Source organism: uncultured Photobacterium sp. (genome assembly GCF_947502415.1).
Taxonomy (GTDB): domain Bacteria; phylum Pseudomonadota; class Gammaproteobacteria; order Enterobacterales; family Vibrionaceae; genus Photobacterium.
In genome coordinates this window covers 113,033-128,441 of sequence record NZ_CANMZV010000011.1, presented here as the reverse complement: position 1 = coordinate 128,441, position 15,409 = coordinate 113,033, and the positions used below count along the sequence as shown (strand labels likewise).

The 15,409-nt window shown below is 43.2% G+C and carries 17 protein-coding genes and 2 pseudogenes; 14 read left to right on the top strand and 5 right to left on the bottom strand.

All coding sequences use genetic code 11. The features are described from left to right. Positions 1-43: 43 nt before the first annotated feature. Positions 44-445 (bottom strand): response regulator, encoded by a 402-nt coding sequence (locus tag Q0852_RS13410; protein ID WP_299018707.1) that lies wholly within the window; start codon positions 443-445, stop codon positions 44-46. A gap of 220 nt (positions 446-665) precedes the next feature. Here Q0852_RS13410 and Q0852_RS13405 point away from each other — a divergent pair, with 220 nt between their 5' ends. Then, positions 666-923 carry a hypothetical protein gene (locus Q0852_RS13405; RefSeq protein ID WP_299018705.1) on the top strand — a complete coding sequence of 86 codons (258 nt, stop codon included), beginning with the start codon at positions 666-668 and terminating at the stop codon, positions 921-923. 117 nt (positions 924-1,040) lie between these two features. Here the strand turns inward: Q0852_RS13405 and Q0852_RS13400 are convergent. Further along, positions 1,041-1,399 (bottom strand): annotated as a pseudogene (locus Q0852_RS13400) (ISNCY family transposase); the annotation flags it as partial. Positions 1,400-1,825: 426 nt separating this feature from the next. Here Q0852_RS13400 and Q0852_RS13395 point away from each other — a divergent pair. The 4 genes and pseudogenes from Q0852_RS13395 to Q0852_RS13380 all read left to right on the top strand — a co-directional run bounded on the left by Q0852_RS13395 (position 1,826) and on the right by Q0852_RS13380 (position 3,031). Beyond that, on the top strand, positions 1,826-1,990 hold the full coding sequence (locus Q0852_RS13395; RefSeq protein WP_299018703.1) for a hypothetical protein: 165 nt from the start codon (positions 1,826-1,828) through the stop codon (positions 1,988-1,990). Positions 1,991-2,320: 330 nt separating this feature from the next. After that, positions 2,321-2,578 (top strand): annotated as a pseudogene (locus Q0852_RS13390) (phage/plasmid replication protein); the annotation flags it as partial. A gap of 13 nt (positions 2,579-2,591) precedes the next feature. Next, positions 2,592-2,729 (top strand): single-stranded DNA-binding protein, encoded by a 138-nt coding sequence (locus Q0852_RS13385; protein WP_299018701.1) that lies wholly within the window; start codon positions 2,592-2,594, stop codon positions 2,727-2,729. A gap of 125 nt (positions 2,730-2,854) precedes the next feature. Continuing rightward, positions 2,855-3,031, top strand: coding sequence for a hypothetical protein (locus tag Q0852_RS13380; protein ID WP_299018699.1), 177 nt, complete (start codon positions 2,855-2,857; stop codon positions 3,029-3,031). A 280-nt stretch (positions 3,032-3,311) separates the two neighbouring features. Here Q0852_RS13380 and Q0852_RS13375 read toward each other — a convergent pair whose 3' ends face one another. Together Q0852_RS13375 and Q0852_RS13370 are read right to left on the bottom strand one after the other, a co-directional pair. Continuing rightward, positions 3,312-5,396 (bottom strand): PAS domain-containing hybrid sensor histidine kinase/response regulator, encoded by a 2,085-nt coding sequence (locus tag Q0852_RS13375; protein WP_299018696.1) that lies wholly within the window; start codon positions 5,394-5,396, stop codon positions 3,312-3,314. A 2-nt stretch (positions 5,397-5,398) separates the two neighbouring features. Next, entirely contained in the window at positions 5,399-6,577 is a 1,179-nt protein-coding gene (locus Q0852_RS13370) for an FIST signal transduction protein (RefSeq protein WP_299018766.1), read from the bottom strand. A gap of 160 nt (positions 6,578-6,737) precedes the next feature. On the opposite strand from Q0852_RS13370, the gene Q0852_RS13365 reads away from it, so the two are divergent. Further along, positions 6,738-7,463: an SDR family oxidoreductase gene (locus Q0852_RS13365; protein WP_299018695.1), complete on the top strand. Its 726-nt coding sequence runs from the start codon at positions 6,738-6,740 to the stop codon at positions 7,461-7,463. Between the two features lie 74 nt (positions 7,464-7,537). Here Q0852_RS13365 and Q0852_RS13360 read toward each other — a convergent pair whose 3' ends face one another. Continuing rightward, on the bottom strand, positions 7,538-7,981 hold the full coding sequence (locus tag Q0852_RS13360; RefSeq protein WP_299018694.1) for a hypothetical protein: 444 nt from the start codon (positions 7,979-7,981) through the stop codon (positions 7,538-7,540). 276 nt (positions 7,982-8,257) lie between these two features. Between Q0852_RS13360 and ccoN the strand changes: the two genes are divergently transcribed. From ccoN to Q0852_RS13320, 8 genes are all read left to right on the top strand, one after another. Beyond that, a complete protein-coding gene (gene ccoN, locus Q0852_RS13355; protein WP_299018692.1) occupies positions 8,258-9,685 on the top strand; it encodes a cytochrome-c oxidase, cbb3-type subunit I in 1,428 nt (475 codons plus the stop codon). Positions 9,686-9,697: 12 nt separating this feature from the next. Further along, a complete protein-coding gene (gene ccoO / locus Q0852_RS13350; RefSeq protein WP_299018690.1) occupies positions 9,698-10,309 on the top strand; it encodes a cytochrome-c oxidase, cbb3-type subunit II in 612 nt (203 codons plus the stop codon). Positions 10,310-10,318: 9 nt separating this feature from the next. Next, positions 10,319-10,492, top strand: a complete 174-nt coding sequence (locus Q0852_RS13345) for a CcoQ/FixQ family Cbb3-type cytochrome c oxidase assembly chaperone (protein ID WP_299018688.1) — start codon at positions 10,319-10,321, stop codon at positions 10,490-10,492. Positions 10,493-10,497: 5 nt separating this feature from the next. Beyond that, a complete protein-coding gene (gene ccoP / locus Q0852_RS13340; protein ID WP_299018686.1) occupies positions 10,498-11,478 on the top strand; it encodes a cytochrome-c oxidase, cbb3-type subunit III in 981 nt (326 codons plus the stop codon). Positions 11,479-11,599: 121 nt separating this feature from the next. Next, the gene (locus Q0852_RS13335) at positions 11,600-12,091 is read left to right on the top strand and encodes a FixH family protein (protein ID WP_299018684.1); all 492 of its coding nucleotides are present in this window, start codon (positions 11,600-11,602) and stop codon (positions 12,089-12,091) included. Further along, the gene (locus Q0852_RS13330; RefSeq protein WP_299018683.1) at positions 12,088-14,481 is read left to right on the top strand and encodes a heavy metal translocating P-type ATPase; all 2,394 of its coding nucleotides are present in this window, start codon (positions 12,088-12,090) and stop codon (positions 14,479-14,481) included. Before Q0852_RS13335 ends, Q0852_RS13330 begins: the two co-directional genes overlap by 4 nt. Beyond that, a complete protein-coding gene (ccoS, locus tag Q0852_RS13325; RefSeq protein WP_299018681.1) occupies positions 14,474-14,680 on the top strand; it encodes a cbb3-type cytochrome oxidase assembly protein CcoS in 207 nt (68 codons plus the stop codon). Before Q0852_RS13330 ends, ccoS begins: the two co-directional genes overlap by 8 nt. After that, a complete protein-coding gene (locus Q0852_RS13320) occupies positions 14,677-15,354 on the top strand; it encodes a sulfite exporter TauE/SafE family protein (RefSeq protein WP_299018679.1) in 678 nt (225 codons plus the stop codon). The genes ccoS and Q0852_RS13320 overlap by 4 nt, the downstream gene beginning before the upstream one ends. Positions 15,355-15,409: the final 55 nt, after the last annotated feature.

The window sequence follows — 15,409 nt, the reverse complement described above, 5'->3', positions numbered from 1 at the left end:
ATAGGCTGTATGATGTTTTAGTTTCTCATTAATAAGCGTACTTCTACTGAGCTTTGTCTACTTCCCGCCTAATTGTAGCTCTAAACTTTTCTAAGCTTCGCTGAACTTTATGCACAGAAAGTGGCTTAATCAGGTAGTCTTGAGGCTGATGAGAAAGTACCTTTTTAACGACTTCGGTTTCACTTTCTGAGGTAATAATTGCGACGGGCATCTTAGGTAAATTTTTTTTGATATAGCTGAGTAACTCGATACCATCAAGAGGGTTTTCAATATTCAAATCAAGAAAAATAGCATCGATTCTATCGCTAGCGTCAATTAATGCTCTTTGTGCTGTTGAAACATTACTCACTTTGATGATCTCTCGAGGATTGGTACACTTCCTCAAGATCTGAGCTAATATCTCAGCCATTAATTTATTATCTTCAACAATCAAAAATCTATCCATGAAGCTCATCCGACCACAGCATATTGATTTGCATGCATATAAAGATAGATCACCATGTCTAGCATAACAAGCATTGTTATTAATAATTCAACATAGAGCACATAGGAAAAGAGCAAGTCGTGACAGCGTAACAGCCTGTTTATTGAATAGTAGCTACAAATAACCCTTTATAAAGTCTAGGAGAACTATGATTGAACTAAAAGTATAAAGAGGTGTAGCAATGATCAATAAACAAGATTTTATAGACCAGAATGAAGATGTGATTTCTGAAGAACTTAATTCTTCGCTTAGCCATATCATTCCCAAACTAAAAAAGAATGGCTTTTTTCAATCACAATTGAGCTATGCCTGTGCACCAGGTATTGTTATTGAGGTTCAGCGTCGACTACACAAAAAGTTATATGATCACGGTTGGGTTGCAGAGATTGATTTTTTAAGCAGCATTACCAGCTCTGAACTACATATCAAAGTCTATTGAGACAGAAATCAAAATTCAAAGGCTAGGGAAGCGGACTACGCTTACGCTGGTGTTGAAAAAACGATCCAGAGCATAGTTACGACATAACCTTACCTCAATGAAGTTAGGGTGACGTGTGAAGTCATGATGGGAACCGTCGATTTGGATCAGTTCACCTAAACAGTCACAGCGATGGCGAGGCTTTGGCATGGGGAACCCACAAGTCGTCAGTGATCATCCATTGACGCAAGATTTCAACACTGATACGTGAATACCATGAAGCTCTGTGAGTTTCTCATGCGCCAGAGTTGGCCCAAAGTCAGCGTAGTATTCGTGGACTAAGGCTAATATGCGTAATTTCAATTTATCATCATGTCGGTGATTACCTGGCTGGCCATGCTTTAATGAGAGTAAATTCGGGCAGCTTCAGCACCAGTGAGCCGTTTGTCACAAATGTCTTGGATAAGTTTAATCCGCAATAATTCATCATCAGTCATGATCAGCAACATCTCATTGGCTCCAGATAACACGCTAGAAAAAGAGTGCTCTGAAGTTTCAAACCTGACACTTCTAAATGGTTCTTACCCCCCTCCGTGCGCATTATGTGGTATGCAGTTATGTTGAGTGGTTTGCGGTCGGTACTGACCGCCTAGCAGTGTCAGAAAAGGTGGGCGAGGGATATCAGCCCGCGGTCACGAACGCGGCCTGCGCTGTCATCGTGAGAATCGTCAGCAAGCTGCTAGCCCGTAACATAACTTCATAATGCGTACCAACCCGCCACCCCCTATACCAGATACAAATTGATGCTTATTGAGCTCCTAAGTTTTGTATTTGTTTTAACAAAACAACGATATTCCACCTTGAAATACACCATATGCAACCATATTACAATTGGTGCTGTATCATAACTTTGGAGACAATAAATGTCAGACATGAATGTAAAGGTTGTCAGTTCCGTATCTTTTAATGACTACCTCAAAGTCGCCTTTGATTTTGGTTCGAAAGATGCAAAATCCTTTTATCATAACTCTAATGATGATGTTAAAAGGGCAATGGCTGTTTCATGTGCTTTAGAGCTGATCTTTTAGGGGCATCCACTCGCTCTGCTGTGCATAACGGTGTACTAGAAAATCATATGTCAGCGTTATCTGAGTATGCAGATGTAATCCAGTCAGCGATGAAAACAAACACGGATTAACTGACCAATAGAAAAGCGTTGCTAACTCTGCTTGTAACGCTTTTCTTTGTACTACCATGGCAAAGCCATACTAAGGCCAACCACCAAACGCCGATTTTTACTCCATGCTAAAACTGGCCGAGCCCGCCCATCTTAAAAACCGCTCAAAACCTTCCATCCTGCTAGGCCAAAATGGTTTGCAGTCTATTGATGACTGTGTGGCTATCTATAACCATGTTTTGCCACACAAAGCTATGCAATCATGTGGCAGAGCGGGACAGATATAAAACAGATTCTTAACCGTTCTCAGTTTTATGAGCATAAATCAAGACTCAAACAAATTGGTATCGATATTGGTCAGCAGTTCGATGTTAGTCGTATGTGCCCAACGCTTAAGCGTTCCGAAGTTATCGATGTGAAACCGCTTCACGTTCCACATTGGTACAGGATGCCAGTCGTTGCAGAATCCAATGTTTTACCATTCAGAGCAGTCGCATAAGGAGCGTATAACCATGTTAAAAATTGAAATTTTCGAGGATGACGTGAAAGTAAACTCACGAACAATGCCTGGTAAAGATGGCAAGCCGCCACGTATCATTCGAGAACAAGATGCTTACGCACATTTAAGCGGGCAAATTACAGGTCGATGAAGGACAGCCGCCGTATGCCGCGTTCATAGTTCCAGCTTTATCGTCAATTTGAGCTTAAAAGATTTGGCCAAGTGATTGAGCCGCTGGAAGCTGAAGCATAAAAACAAACTAGGGAGAAAGTCAGTATGCTTGATAACAAAATCTACTTTGAAGAAATCACACCGGAAATGATTGTGGCTTATTTTCCTGACGAAGGTTACACAGCTAAGTCGATGACTCAGCTTAATCAGATTTGCTCAATGGAATACAGTGACAACTTTGAACTGGAAACCCCTCAGTGCGCATTATGTACCTTATGTTAAATACGATCTCAAGGAACAGGTTCTTTTACGTTGAGGATTGCTCTGGCCGCTACATTCTCTCAATTGAGCGGCCCCTCTCGACACAGTTCGCCAAGCATACTGGACAATTTAACAGTATTGGCTATTTACCATAAAATAGGTAATTAACACCTATTTTTAAGCTCTGCTGCAAATGGTCAGTTTGCCTGGTTCTTCAAAATAAAGTGATAATTACAGCTTGGTTTAACCAAACCAAGCTAAAAACGCCAGACATTTTTGTCTGGCGTTTTTATTAGGCGCATTATCCGGTTAAGGCTAACAACTGGTACTTATCGAGCATCAGATTTAGCTCAGCCGTTTGAATAGGTTTTGCGAGAAATCCATCCATGCCAGCTTTTTTGTATTCATCTTGATCTGACTGCATGGCATTCGCTGTTAATGCAATAATCGGTATATCGTGATTTTTTTTTCGAAGCTGTCGCGTGGCCTCCAGGCCATCAAGCACTGGCATCGAAATATCCATTAATACGATATCAAACTGCTGCTTATCTTGAGTTAGTATCGCGATGGCTTCTTCTCCATTATTTGCAATAGCAACTTGGTGGCCACGCTTTTCAAGCATTAACTTCGCAACTAACTGGTTTGTATTGCTATCTTCAGCTAATAAGATATTCAATGGTTTTGCCAGTTTTGTTTCCTGAACAATCTTTGTCGGTACGATCTCAACTGACGGGTTTGAAATTGGGATATAAACTGTAAAGCAACTACCTTTATTCGACTGGCTTTGCAGCGTTATTTTTCCATTCATTTTATTGATCAAATGTTGGCTGATCGCTAATCCTAAACCTGTACCACCATAACGCCTGGTTATACTGCCATCAGCCTGAATAAATGGATTGAACAGATTTTTTTGAGCTTCTGCCGCAATGCCTATGCCGGTATCTTTTACGGCAATGACGACATGATTGTCTTCTTTGGTAACATCTACAGAGACATAACCTCGGTTGGTGAACTTCAAGGCATTACCAATGAGGTTAAACATAACCTGGGCTATTCTGTTCTTGTCACCAAACATGGTCTTCGGCACGTCAGGTGCTATGTTCGATGTTAGTGCTATACCTTTCTTTTTTGCTTGCTCTTTAAGCTGATTTACGACCAAGTTTATGCTATCTTCCAATCGCATATTACCGTTATACAACTCAAAATTACCTGATTCGATTCGAGACAGATCCAGAATATCGTTAATGATGGTAAGAAGAAGCTGAGCTGATTGGTCCATCTGATTTATCCAGCTCTTTTGTTCGTCATTAAGACCAGAATCGGCTAATGTGTCCATCAGCCCTAAAACAGCATTTAGCGGTGTTCTTATCTCATGGCTCATCATTGCCAGAAATTGTGATTTAGCCTTATTGGCAGATTCCGCTTGTTTGCGTGCTTCTTGCAACTCAAACAACTGCTTCTTTCGGTGTGTGATATCTTTTGCAGTCCCCCTATAACCCAACAACTTACCCTGTTTGGTAAAATATGGCGTACCACTGAAGCTGATCCATAATCCCCCTTCACTATCAGGCAATTGCCATTCAAGATCTTCAAAGGATACATTTTGCTCCAGCTTGGTCCGAAGTTCTTTTTCTAGTTCTGTCTGCCCATCAAATATTTCAAAAATACTTTCATTATCAATTACATGGTTGGCAAGGTTTGGTGATGATATATAGGTGAATTGAAAATCGGTATCGACCTCCCAGAACCAATCGCCCACAGTTTTTGCAAAATCCCTGAATCGTTGCTGGCTATGTGTTAATTCAAGTGTACGCGCGGTTACAAGAGATTGGAGACGCTCTCGATAATCAATATCGATAATTGCCCGTTCTAATAGTGGTCGAAAACGGTCAAGTACTCGACGACATTGTGGTGTGAACTGCCCACGTTCAGAATGAAGGAATATAAGAAGCGCATCACCGGAACTGACCTTCACACCCGTCAGCAATACAGATTTACAATAGTGAAGCATGCAATCAGGCAAGCCTTTGAATTCAATAACCTTCTCGGGATCAAATAAGGCAATACTCTCACCATTCATACTTCGAATAAAAGTCTGGTTCACAGGCCAGACGCTTGATTCGAAATAACGACACGTTGTAACAAGTTCTTTTAGAGGCGCTGTTTCGTCTTCTCGGGTAACAACAAGAGCGTGTTCAAAACCAATATATTTACGAAGCACTGATAATAAGCTATTGAATACTTGACGCTTATTATTCGCCCCTGCCATTGCTGACATGCCAGCAAGAATAGCCGCATTTTCTTCACGAAGTTGTTTTTCGCGTTCTTGGCTTCGCATTAAATCAAGTAATGTCTCTTGAAGCTTTTCTGATTCATAACTTGGCATGGCTAGTCCCTATGAAATAAAACCGCAGAAATCATCAAATTTCCATGTGCATTTTCACCACCAATAAACTGCCCCTGCTCACCAAAAGTAAAAGGGCAAACAAAAGGAGCATGGTGCATTGCTTTATTTACATGTTCAGCGACCTCTTCCATGCGGTTCTGAACCTGAAGCATGCAACCGGCACAATAAATTGTGATCCCTCCGATAGGATCAAGCGAACTATTGACACTGCCAATATCAAAAGCCGAGTTGATTACCCTGCCTGCTCTGGTGATCAAACGCTCTTTGGTTCCTTCCATAAAAAACAGCTCTTCTCCCTCTTCCACTGTTGCAAATAACTCAATGCCACCTCGTGGTGTTACTTTTAACAGATGGGCAAGCTTAAAATAAGGAAGATCATGAATTCTACCAGCTACACGTCCCAAAGGGTTTAAGCTGCTCTTCGAGACAATGCTATTTTCATCAGACAGCTCCTGCCCCAACCATGACTGGTAAACTTCTATCGCTGGCTTGTTATTAAGCTCAACCAGTTCTCGTCCATCAGTTCGAGTTACTACAGTACTTAAACCTGTGCTGGCATAACCAGAATGGAATGAGTAACTGATATTGCAGGATGGATAAAGCACACATAAGCCAACACCTTCCTGACATCGTTGTTCATGAGTAAAAATCCTCCAGTTTCCCTTTACATGATCATCAGCTGCGCTACCGCCAACAATCGGTACAGGTGATCCAAGCTCATCTTCAATGCCTTTTATGACATCTTCTTCTTTTCCTGGACTTGCATGAAGCAATATCAATGCCGGAAGCTCACCGGGACGCCCACTATTTTCTATTGCACGAAGTAAGGCCTGACGAGCCATGTCATAAGGTGATTGTTTGGTTGATACAATCGCGCTCCCAAATGCACCGTTGTAATCACACATAGCCCAAAGCGCTATCCCTTCTCCCCTGTTATATCCCTCATCAGTCATTACACCTTGACATGATGAACAACCGAGTATCTGCGCGTCTGGAAATGCCGTGGTGAGAGCTTGCTGAATTAGTGCATCGTCATAATTTTCAGAGAAGTAAACAAGAATAAGTCTTGGGTTTGTGATTTTACTTTTCAATTTGCGAATTGCATCTGAAACTGCATGGTCTGATGAATGAAAAGCAGAAAAGCTTGTAGCTATATCCATATGTTCATATTTATTGTTATGTGTAGCTTCAATCATAGCTACTTTTATATTTGCAATCAGCAAACTAATGCGTTTTTTATGAATTTATGGCTAAAGTTAAAGGCTTTTTTATCGTTAACCTATATAAAGCATTCAATTTCTAAACTAAGTGAAAGGAAGCATGAAGAATTCTGTTGTTTTAGTTACCGGTGGGGCTAAAGGCATTGGTAAAGGTATTTGTGAACATCTAAGTGATAAAGGCACGATTGTCGTTGCAGTTGATATCGATGAAGAAGCGGGCTACGAATTGGTTGCCACTAACCCTACAATCAGGTTCCGACAAGCCGATGTAACCAATGAATCGGAAATGGATGCAATCATTAGAGAAATTCATGATCAATTTGGCCGACTTGATGGCTTAGTTAACAACGCTGCTATTGCGAACCCATACAATACTCCCTTTGAAGAGCTTGAACTGTATGAATGGAATAAGGTGATTGCAGTTAACCTCACAGCCCCTTTGATAGTAACTAAGCTATGTATGCCGATGCTAAAAGCTAATCGCGGTGCTGTTGTAAATATAGCGTCAACACGTGCTATTCAATCTGAGCCAAATACTGAAGCATACAGCGCCTCAAAAGGTGGTTTGCTCTCCCTTACCCATGCGCTTGCAACCAGTGTCGGTCCTCATGTTCGGGTAAATTGCATTTCTCCTGGCTGGATTGATACCAGAAATGATGAACTTCGACTAATAGATCACCATCAGCACCTGACAGGCAAGGTTGGATCAGTAGGAGACATTGCGTCAATGGTTAACTTCCTGCTAAGTAATGATGCGGGTTTTGTTACCGGACAAAACTTTACCATTGATGGAGGAATGACGAAAAAGATGATTTATGCAGAATAACAATTGAGTTCAGAGGCTTGATAGTCCAAGCCTCTGAAAGTCGAACTTTGAGCCAAAATGTGACTAATTAACAATCACTTTTCAACTGTAAACTCTGCAATAATTGTTTTCTCACCTTGCTTGAGTGTAATGGCCCAGGCCATTTTATCGTGCACACACTCAGGCACACTGAACTTACCTATCCAACCATTACCTTGTTTCTCGAAGATTACTGGAATTGTACCCATGTACATTTTCACACCTTCAACCATGGCAACAGGTTTTACATTTGCGTTATCAGTTTGTATAACAAGTTCGGAGTTCGCCTTCGCTGGAAATGGCTGAATAGCCAACTCAAGTCCTTGTTCCTTTCCATTAATCACACAAGAGTCTGCTGTAATCTGACAATGAACCGCACTTTCATCCACAGGCTTCACATCATCATATGTTACTGTTCTCCATACAAATACTGTTATCAATACCGCCATCAAAAATAAAATTTGAATTAGCCTAGCTTTTGTTAGTTTTTCTGCAGCCATGATTTCCCGTTACTGTTACGTGTTACTGAGTTCAAACTTTTCACATAAATGTTATCTAACCGTAAATAAGTTGTGGTTTAAACTCTGTCAATCACTTGTTAATTAAAGTATTATGTGTACTGAAAATGCCACTTTTACAACAAAATAGCAATTCAAAAACTGAGTTGTTAAACAAACAATAAGGTATTGAATAAGCTTTGGGTGGCATTGCGACAACTAGTTGTTCGCACAAGGAAAACGAGTGTAGTTCAACAATTCAAATTGGAAGCATGCAACATGAGCCAAGTAAAGCAGCTTGAACAAAACTACAACTATACGGTCGTTCGTCAATTTACCTTAACAACAATACTTTGGGGAATTGTCGGAATGGGCGTTGGTGTATTGATTGCCGCTCAACTGGTGTGGCCGGCGCTCAACTTCGACCTACCTTGGTTGACTTATAGCCGTTTGCGTCCACTGCATACCAATGCAGTAATTTTCGCCTTCGGTACCAGTGCGCTTTTCGCTACGTCTTATTACGTAGTTCAGCGTACGTGTCAGACAAGACTTTTCGGTGGTAAGTTAGCATCGTTCACCTTCTGGGGCTGGCAAGCCATCATCTTATCTGCAGCTATTTCGCTGCCAATGGGATGGACGTCTGGTAAAGAATACGCAGAGCTGGAATGGCCGATTGATATCGCGATTGCAGTTGTCTGGGTGTCCTATGCCATTGTCTTCTTCGGCACAATGATTAAAAGAAACACGTCGCATATCTATGTTGCGAACTGGTTCTTCGGTGCCTTCATTCTGACAGTCGCAGTTCTTCACATCGTGAACAGCATGGCAATTCCTGTCTCCATGACTAAATCATACTCGGTTTACTCCGGTGCAGTAGATGCAATGGTTCAATGGTGGTATGGACATAATGCGGTAGGTTTCCTTCTGACTGCCGGCTTCCTCGGTATGATGTACTATTTTGTACCTAAACAAGCTGGTCGCCCTGTTTATTCTTACCGTCTTTCTATCGTTCACTTCTGGGCCTTGGTTTCCCTATATATCTGGGCCGGTCCTCACCACCTCCACTATACAGCACTACCCGACTGGACTCAGTCGCTAGGTATGGTGATGTCACTGATCCTGTTCGCTCCGTCCTGGGGTGGTATGATCAACGGTATCATGACGCTGTCCGGTGCATGGCATAAACTTCGCTACGACCCTATCCTACGATTCTTGGTGGTTTCATTGTCCTTCTACGGTATGTCTACCTTCGAAGGCCCTATGATGTCTATCAAGACAGTTAACGCCCTTTCTCACTATACAGACTGGACTATCGGTCATGTACATTCTGGTGCGCTAGGTTGGGTTGCGATGGTTTCTATCGGTGCGGTTTACCACCTGATTCCAAAACTATTCAGCCAAGAACGTATGTTCTCTATCAAGTTGATCAACATTCACTTCTGGCTGGCAACAATCGGTACTGTTCTTTATATCGTTGCAATGTGGATTTCCGGTGTAATGCAAGGTTTGATGTGGCGTGCAGTTAATACTGACGGTACGTTAACCTATAGCTTCGTGGAATCTCTACAGGCTTCTTATCCATTCTACTTCGTTCGCTTCGTAGGTGGTGCAATCTTCCTGGCTGGTATGTTCCTAATGGCATACAACGCCTATAAGACAATTGTTGCACCTAAAGAAAGCCTAAAAGCAACTGAGCAACCAGCATAAGGAGTACCGACAATGGCTAATAATCGTCATGAAATTGTAGAAAGAAATGTCGGCCTTCTAGCGATCCTTATCGTTATTGCCATCAGCTTTGGTGCATTGGTAGAAATTACGCCGCTTCTTTATCAGGATCAGACAACTGAGCCAGTTGAAAACCTTCGCCCTTATACGGCGCTGGAGATGGAAGGCCGTGATATTTATATCCGCGAAGGCTGTAATGTTTGCCACAGCCAGATGGTACGTCCGTTCCGTTCTGAAACCGAACGTTATGGCCACTATTCTGTTGCTGGCGAAAGTGTATGGGAACATCCATTCCTGTGGGGCTCGAAGCGTACCGGCCCTGATCTAGCTCGTGTTGGCGGTCGTTATTCTGATGACTGGCACCGCGTTCACTTGCGCGATCCTCGTGCTGTTGTTCCTGAATCTAACATGCCTGCCTTCCCTTGGTTGGAAGAAAACGAGCTTGACGGCAAGTTGACGTCCAAAAAGCTAGCCGTATTTGGCAATATCTTCGGTGTTCCTTACACAGAAGAACAAATTGCCAATGCTGGTGAAGAAGTGAAAGGCAAGACTGAGATGGATGCAATCATTGCTTACCTTCAGTCGCTTGGTCACGCAATGAAATAAGGAGGCGCCATGGATATTGGAACTATTCATAGCATTTGGACAGTCCTTTTGTTCGTCTGCTTTATTGGTATCGTTCTTTGGGCATACAGTAAACGCCAAAAGCCTCGTTTCGAAGAAGCAGCCAATCTCATTTTTGCTGATGAAGAAAAAGATTTGGCAACGCGTGAGAAAGACAGGAGCTAGGAAGCATGACTACATTCTGGAGTCTATGGATAATCATCATCACGCTCGGCACCCTGGCCGGTATTGCAGCCATTCTTATCTGGTGTAGCAAAGATAAAATGGGTGTTGAAGAAGGTGAAGATATGGGACACGAATACGACGGTATTCGTGAAATCAACAACCCGTTGCCAAAATGGTGGTCCTACATGTTCTGGGGCACCATTATCTTTGGCATTCTTTACCTATTCTTGTATCCAGGTCTAGGTAACTACAAAGGATTTTTGGGATGGCAGAGTTCAGACCAAACAGTCCGCTCGCTTGAAGAATCAAAGCTGGCTATTGCCAATGCTCAAAAGGAACAACGCTTAAACCAGTATGCCAAAGAGCTGGATGATGCTCAGGCAAGATTTGGCGAAACTTTCAAAACCCTTGCGTATGATGGTTCAGGGCAAACACTTCGACCTATTACTGAAATTGCAGCGGATCCAGAAGCAATCAAGGTTGGTCAACGGCTGTTCATCCAAAACTGTGCACAGTGCCACGGCTCTGATGCCCGAGGTCAACTAGGCTACCCTAGCCTCACGGACAATGCATGGCTGTATGGCGGTGAAGCGGAAACCATTAAAACAACAGTGATGCAGGGGCGCATAGGTGTAATGCCAGCCTGGATTGATACTTTGGGTAAAGATGGCGTTAAGGAAGTAACCAGCTATGTATTAAGCATGTCTGGCCGTAAGGTTAATGCCAAAGAAGCTGCAGCAGGGAAACAACGATTTGTAGTTTGTGCTGCTTGTCACGGTACTGATGGTAAAGGTAACCCTGCATTTGGTGCGCCGGATCTGACTGATAATACCTGGCTATACGGTGGTTCTCGTCGTGCCGTTGAAGCCACTATTATTCACGGTCGTCAAGGTGTGATGCCAGCATGGAAAGACATTTTAGACGAAGATAAAATTCAGCTAATTTCTTCCTATGTATGGAGTTTAAGTAACGACACAGACAAGTAACACCTCAATTCATACTCGGTTACATATTGATTGAAAAATTAGTAATAAAAACTGAGACATAACATAAAGCCCCTGTTATTTTTCAGGGGCTATTTCCATCAAAGCTTCAAAGGAAATCATTATGTGTAAACCATGGTATAAGCAGTTTTGGCCTTGGTTCGTTTTTGCCATTCCTGCAATTTCGATTGTTTACAGTTTAACTGCCGTCTATATCTTTTCTCAGAACCATGTCGACCTTGTGGCTGAAGATTATTATAAGAAAGGTAAAGCAATTAACCTGGACCTTTCTCGTCTTCGTGTGGCTGATGCGCTGAATTTAAAAGCTGCGGTTAAAGTTACAGAGCAAAACATCCTAGTGAATTTCGATAAAGGTGATCTCAAAAACTTTCCAAACTTGCGAGTCACCTTTACGCACCGAACTCTATCCAATAAAGATTTTACTCAAATGGTGAGCGCAGATCTAAGTGGAGCCTACCGCTTTCAATCCCCTGATATGCTCGAAGGCCCTTGGTTTGTTGAGCTTGAACCATTTGATGGCGACTGGATGTTACAAGGACAGGTAAACCTACCAACATCCGACCCGATTTCGTTGTACGGGCAGGTTAAGGAATGACAAATAACTGTTACCATTGCGGCGATCCTGTTCCTCAGGGTTGCCAACACCAAGTTGAAATCATGGGTGAAATGCGCGAAATGTGCTGCCCTGGCTGTGAAGCGGTCGCCCAGACCATCGTCGAGAGCGGCCTGACCTCTTATTATGAATACCGCACCGCTCCCGCCGAAAAAGCCGATCTCGTTCCACAGCAGTTACAATCTCTTCTTCTTTATGATCATGACGAAATTCAGCAGGAGTTTGTTCGTGATACCGAAAACAGCAAAGAAGTATCACTATCGTTGGATGGTGTTTCCTGCGCGGCTTGTGCTTGGTTGATTGAAAAACAACTGATGCGAGAACCGGGGATTGTTTCCATCCGGGTTAATACTACCACTCACCGCGCTCTGCTGAACTGGGATCCTGCAAAAACGAAACTAAGTCACCTGCTTTCTGTAATTCACCAGTTAGGCTATAAAGCCGCTCCATTTGAAGCCGATGCCCAGGAGCAACAATACCACCGGACGATGAAAGCTTACCTGTACCGGCTCGGGATTGCTGGCCTGGCAACCATGCAGGTGATGATGCTGGCGGTTGCCCTCTATTTTGAAATATTTGGAGACCTGGATACAGAATTTAAGAACTACCTTCGCTGGGTCAGCCTGATATTTGCTACCCCGGTACTTCTGTATTCCGCCCTGCCATTTTATCTTAATGCGTGGCGAAACATACGGGCACGTGCCCTCGGCATGGACGTACCGGTTTCTATTGCCCTGCTCTTTGCTTATGTCGCCAGCTTTTATGCGACCGTCATGGAAAAAGGCGAAGTGTTCTTTGAGTCGATCTCAATGTTTACCTTCTTCCTTTTACTTGGGCGTTTTCTGGAAATGCGGGCCCGTCGCCAAGCCGCAGCGGCCAGCGCTAACCTGCTTAAACTCGTACCAACAATGGCAACCCTGGAAGACGGTTCCCTGGTTGCAGCCAAAACACTTAACATCGGCGATATCATTACTGTTTTGCCTGGTGAAAGCCTACCTGCTGATGGGGAAATCCTTCGTGGTGAAACCGCCATTGACGAATCCATGCTTACCGGTGAACCTATGCCTGTATCACGTTCTCAGGGCGATTTGGTTTATGCCGGTACGATAAATGGCGATGGCAACATCGCGCTACAAATTACTAGAGATCGACAAAATTCACTGATCTCTAATATCGTACGCTTACAAGATGAAGCACAAACATCGAAACCCAAAGTAGCTGAAGTCGCTGATATTGTTGCTCGTTATTTCGTGACTGGAATCTTAATTATAGCAGCATGTACCTGGCTTTTCTGGCACCAACAAAAACCAGAAGATGCATTGTGGATCACTCTTGCTGTACTGGTAGCTACTTGTCCTTGTGCTTTATCGCTGGCGACACCAACAGCAATCACTTGTTCAACATCAAGCTTAGGGAGGCTCGGCATTCTTTTGCGCCGAGGGCATGTTCTCGAGACCTTATGCAAAGTAAACCAACTGGTAATAGATAAAACCGGTACGCTCACTGAAGGCAACGTTCGATTAGTTGAAACTAAATTATTAAGTGATGTCTCTCAAAATGATGCCTTGGCTGTGTCTGCTGAATTAGAACGTTTTGCAAATCACCCAATCGCCAGGGCTTTTGTTGCCTATCGCAATTCAACGATAACATTCGATGAAGTAGAGAATGTTATTGGCCGAGGACTAAAAGGTAAGTTAAATGGTCGTGAATGGCGCATTGGTCAGGCTGAATTTACTCTTGAAAACCATCCAGAAAAGAACACCCTTTTAGAGCATTGCGATAATCGTTTCCAAGTATGGCTTTCTCGTGATAACCAGCTAATTGCAGGCTTCAAACTTGATGACCCTATCCGCGAAGACAGTAAAGAGCTGGTTGAACAATTTCAGTCATCAGGAATTAAAGTCACTATGCTAACCGGAGACCATTCAGCCAATGCTCAGGTTGTGGCTGATAAATTGAACATCGATAACCTGGTCGCGGGTGCAACCCCGGAAGGAAAATTGGAGTACCTTCGTAATCTTGGTAAAAATCATATTGCTCTTATGATTGGTGACGGTGTGAATGATGCCCCTGTTTTGGCAGGTGCTCACCTTTCCGTAGCTATGGGTGGCGGTACGGACGTTGCCAAATCTTCTGCAGATATGGTATTGCTTGGGGATCAACTATCACGAATTTTACGAGCTCGAGAACTGGCACTCAAAACTCGCAGAATTATTCGTGAAAATCTGGCATGGGCTCTTGGTTACAACCTTGTCATTCTGCCACTGGCCATTACAGGGTTTGTTGCTCCTTATATAGCCGTAGTTGGGATGTCAGCCAGCTCAATCATAGTTGTATCAAACTCTTTAAGGTTATTAAGAGAAAATGACTAGTCTTTACTTGTTAATACCAATTGCGATCATTTTTGTCTGCGTCGCTGTCGGCATCTTTCTCTGGGCTGTGAAGAACGAGCAGTTTGAAGATCTTGAGCGTCAGGGTTACGACATCCTTTTCGATGAAGACAAACCAAATAACTCCCCGCAGAAGAAATCACAATCAAATCATCAAGAAGAGAGTAATAAAGAGTCGTGAACATCGATTTTTATGCAGCGTTTGTGATTGGACTTATGGGTGCAGGACACTGCTTGGGTATGTGTGGTGGCGTTGCAGCAGCGCTAACTCTCGGCATGCCAGGCCAACAACAATCGAGTCGTTGGCCTTACCTGTTTTGTTACAATATCGGCCGCCTTGTATCTTACGCTATTGCCGGAGCAATCATAGGCGGCGCCTTTGCTGGCGTGGCTTCACTAAGCGGTTATTCGACAGCGCTGGTATCTCTGCGGCTATTTGCAGCTATCATGATGATTTTACTGGCTCTTTATATCGGACAGTGGTGGTTAGGCATTACAAAAATAGAACGCGCAGGCCAATATCTATGGCGTTATTTATCACCGACAGCCAAGTCACTATTACCGCTTAAATCACCAATTTCAGCCCTGCCGTTCGGGTTACTTTGGGGCTGGTTACCTTGCGGATTGGTCTATTCAACACTTAGCTGGGCGGCGGTTTCTGGAAGTGCCATTTCTGGTGCAGGCGTAATGTTTGCCTTCGGAATTGGGACGCTTCCTGCGATGATCGCAGTCGGTTCTATGGCTCAACAGCTACAAAATCTGTTAAAAAGTCTCTATTTCAAACGCGCCAGTGCCTTGATGTTATTGGTTTATGGGCTTCATACTGGTTATATAGCAATCAAACAAATATTGTAGGCTTTTTAATACTCGTCATATTGCTTCATAATATGTTAAAATATTGACCTACATC

Excerpts from the sequence above, each read along its gene's own strand:
- Q0852_RS13385 (WP_299018701.1), top strand. The coding sequence starts at position 2,592 with ATGTTAAAAATTGAAATTTTCGAGGATGACGTGAAAGTAAACTCACGA.
- Q0852_RS13335 (WP_299018684.1), top strand. The coding sequence starts at position 11,600 with ATGTGTAAACCATGGTATAAGCAGTTTTGGCCTTGGTTCGTTTTTGCC.
- Q0852_RS13365 (WP_299018695.1), top strand. The coding sequence starts at position 6,738 with ATGAAGAATTCTGTTGTTTTAGTTACCGGTGGGGCTAAAGGCATTGGT.
- Q0852_RS13395 (WP_299018703.1), top strand. The coding sequence starts at position 1,826 with ATGTCAGACATGAATGTAAAGGTTGTCAGTTCCGTATCTTTTAATGAC.
- Q0852_RS13375 (WP_299018696.1), bottom strand. The coding sequence starts at position 5,396 with ATGCCAAGTTATGAATCAGAAAAGCTTCAAGAGACATTACTTGATTTA.
- Q0852_RS13330 (WP_299018683.1), top strand. The coding sequence starts at position 12,088 with ATGACAAATAACTGTTACCATTGCGGCGATCCTGTTCCTCAGGGTTGC.
- Q0852_RS13370 (WP_299018766.1), bottom strand. The coding sequence starts at position 6,577 with ATGGATATAGCTACAAGCTTTTCTGCTTTTCATTCATCAGACCATGCA.
- ccoS (WP_299018681.1), top strand. The coding sequence starts at position 14,474 with ATGACTAGTCTTTACTTGTTAATACCAATTGCGATCATTTTTGTCTGC.
- Q0852_RS13380 (WP_299018699.1), top strand. The coding sequence starts at position 2,855 with ATGCTTGATAACAAAATCTACTTTGAAGAAATCACACCGGAAATGATT.
- ccoP (WP_299018686.1), top strand. The coding sequence starts at position 10,498 with ATGACTACATTCTGGAGTCTATGGATAATCATCATCACGCTCGGCACC.
- Q0852_RS13360 (WP_299018694.1), bottom strand. The coding sequence starts at position 7,981 with ATGGCTGCAGAAAAACTAACAAAAGCTAGGCTAATTCAAATTTTATTT.
- ccoO (WP_299018690.1), top strand. The coding sequence starts at position 9,698 with ATGGCTAATAATCGTCATGAAATTGTAGAAAGAAATGTCGGCCTTCTA.
- Q0852_RS13345 (WP_299018688.1), top strand. The coding sequence starts at position 10,319 with ATGGATATTGGAACTATTCATAGCATTTGGACAGTCCTTTTGTTCGTC.
- Q0852_RS13405 (WP_299018705.1), top strand. The coding sequence starts at position 666 with ATGATCAATAAACAAGATTTTATAGACCAGAATGAAGATGTGATTTCT.
- ccoN (WP_299018692.1), top strand. The coding sequence starts at position 8,258 with ATGAGCCAAGTAAAGCAGCTTGAACAAAACTACAACTATACGGTCGTT.
- Q0852_RS13410 (WP_299018707.1), bottom strand. The coding sequence starts at position 445 with ATGGATAGATTTTTGATTGTTGAAGATAATAAATTAATGGCTGAGATA.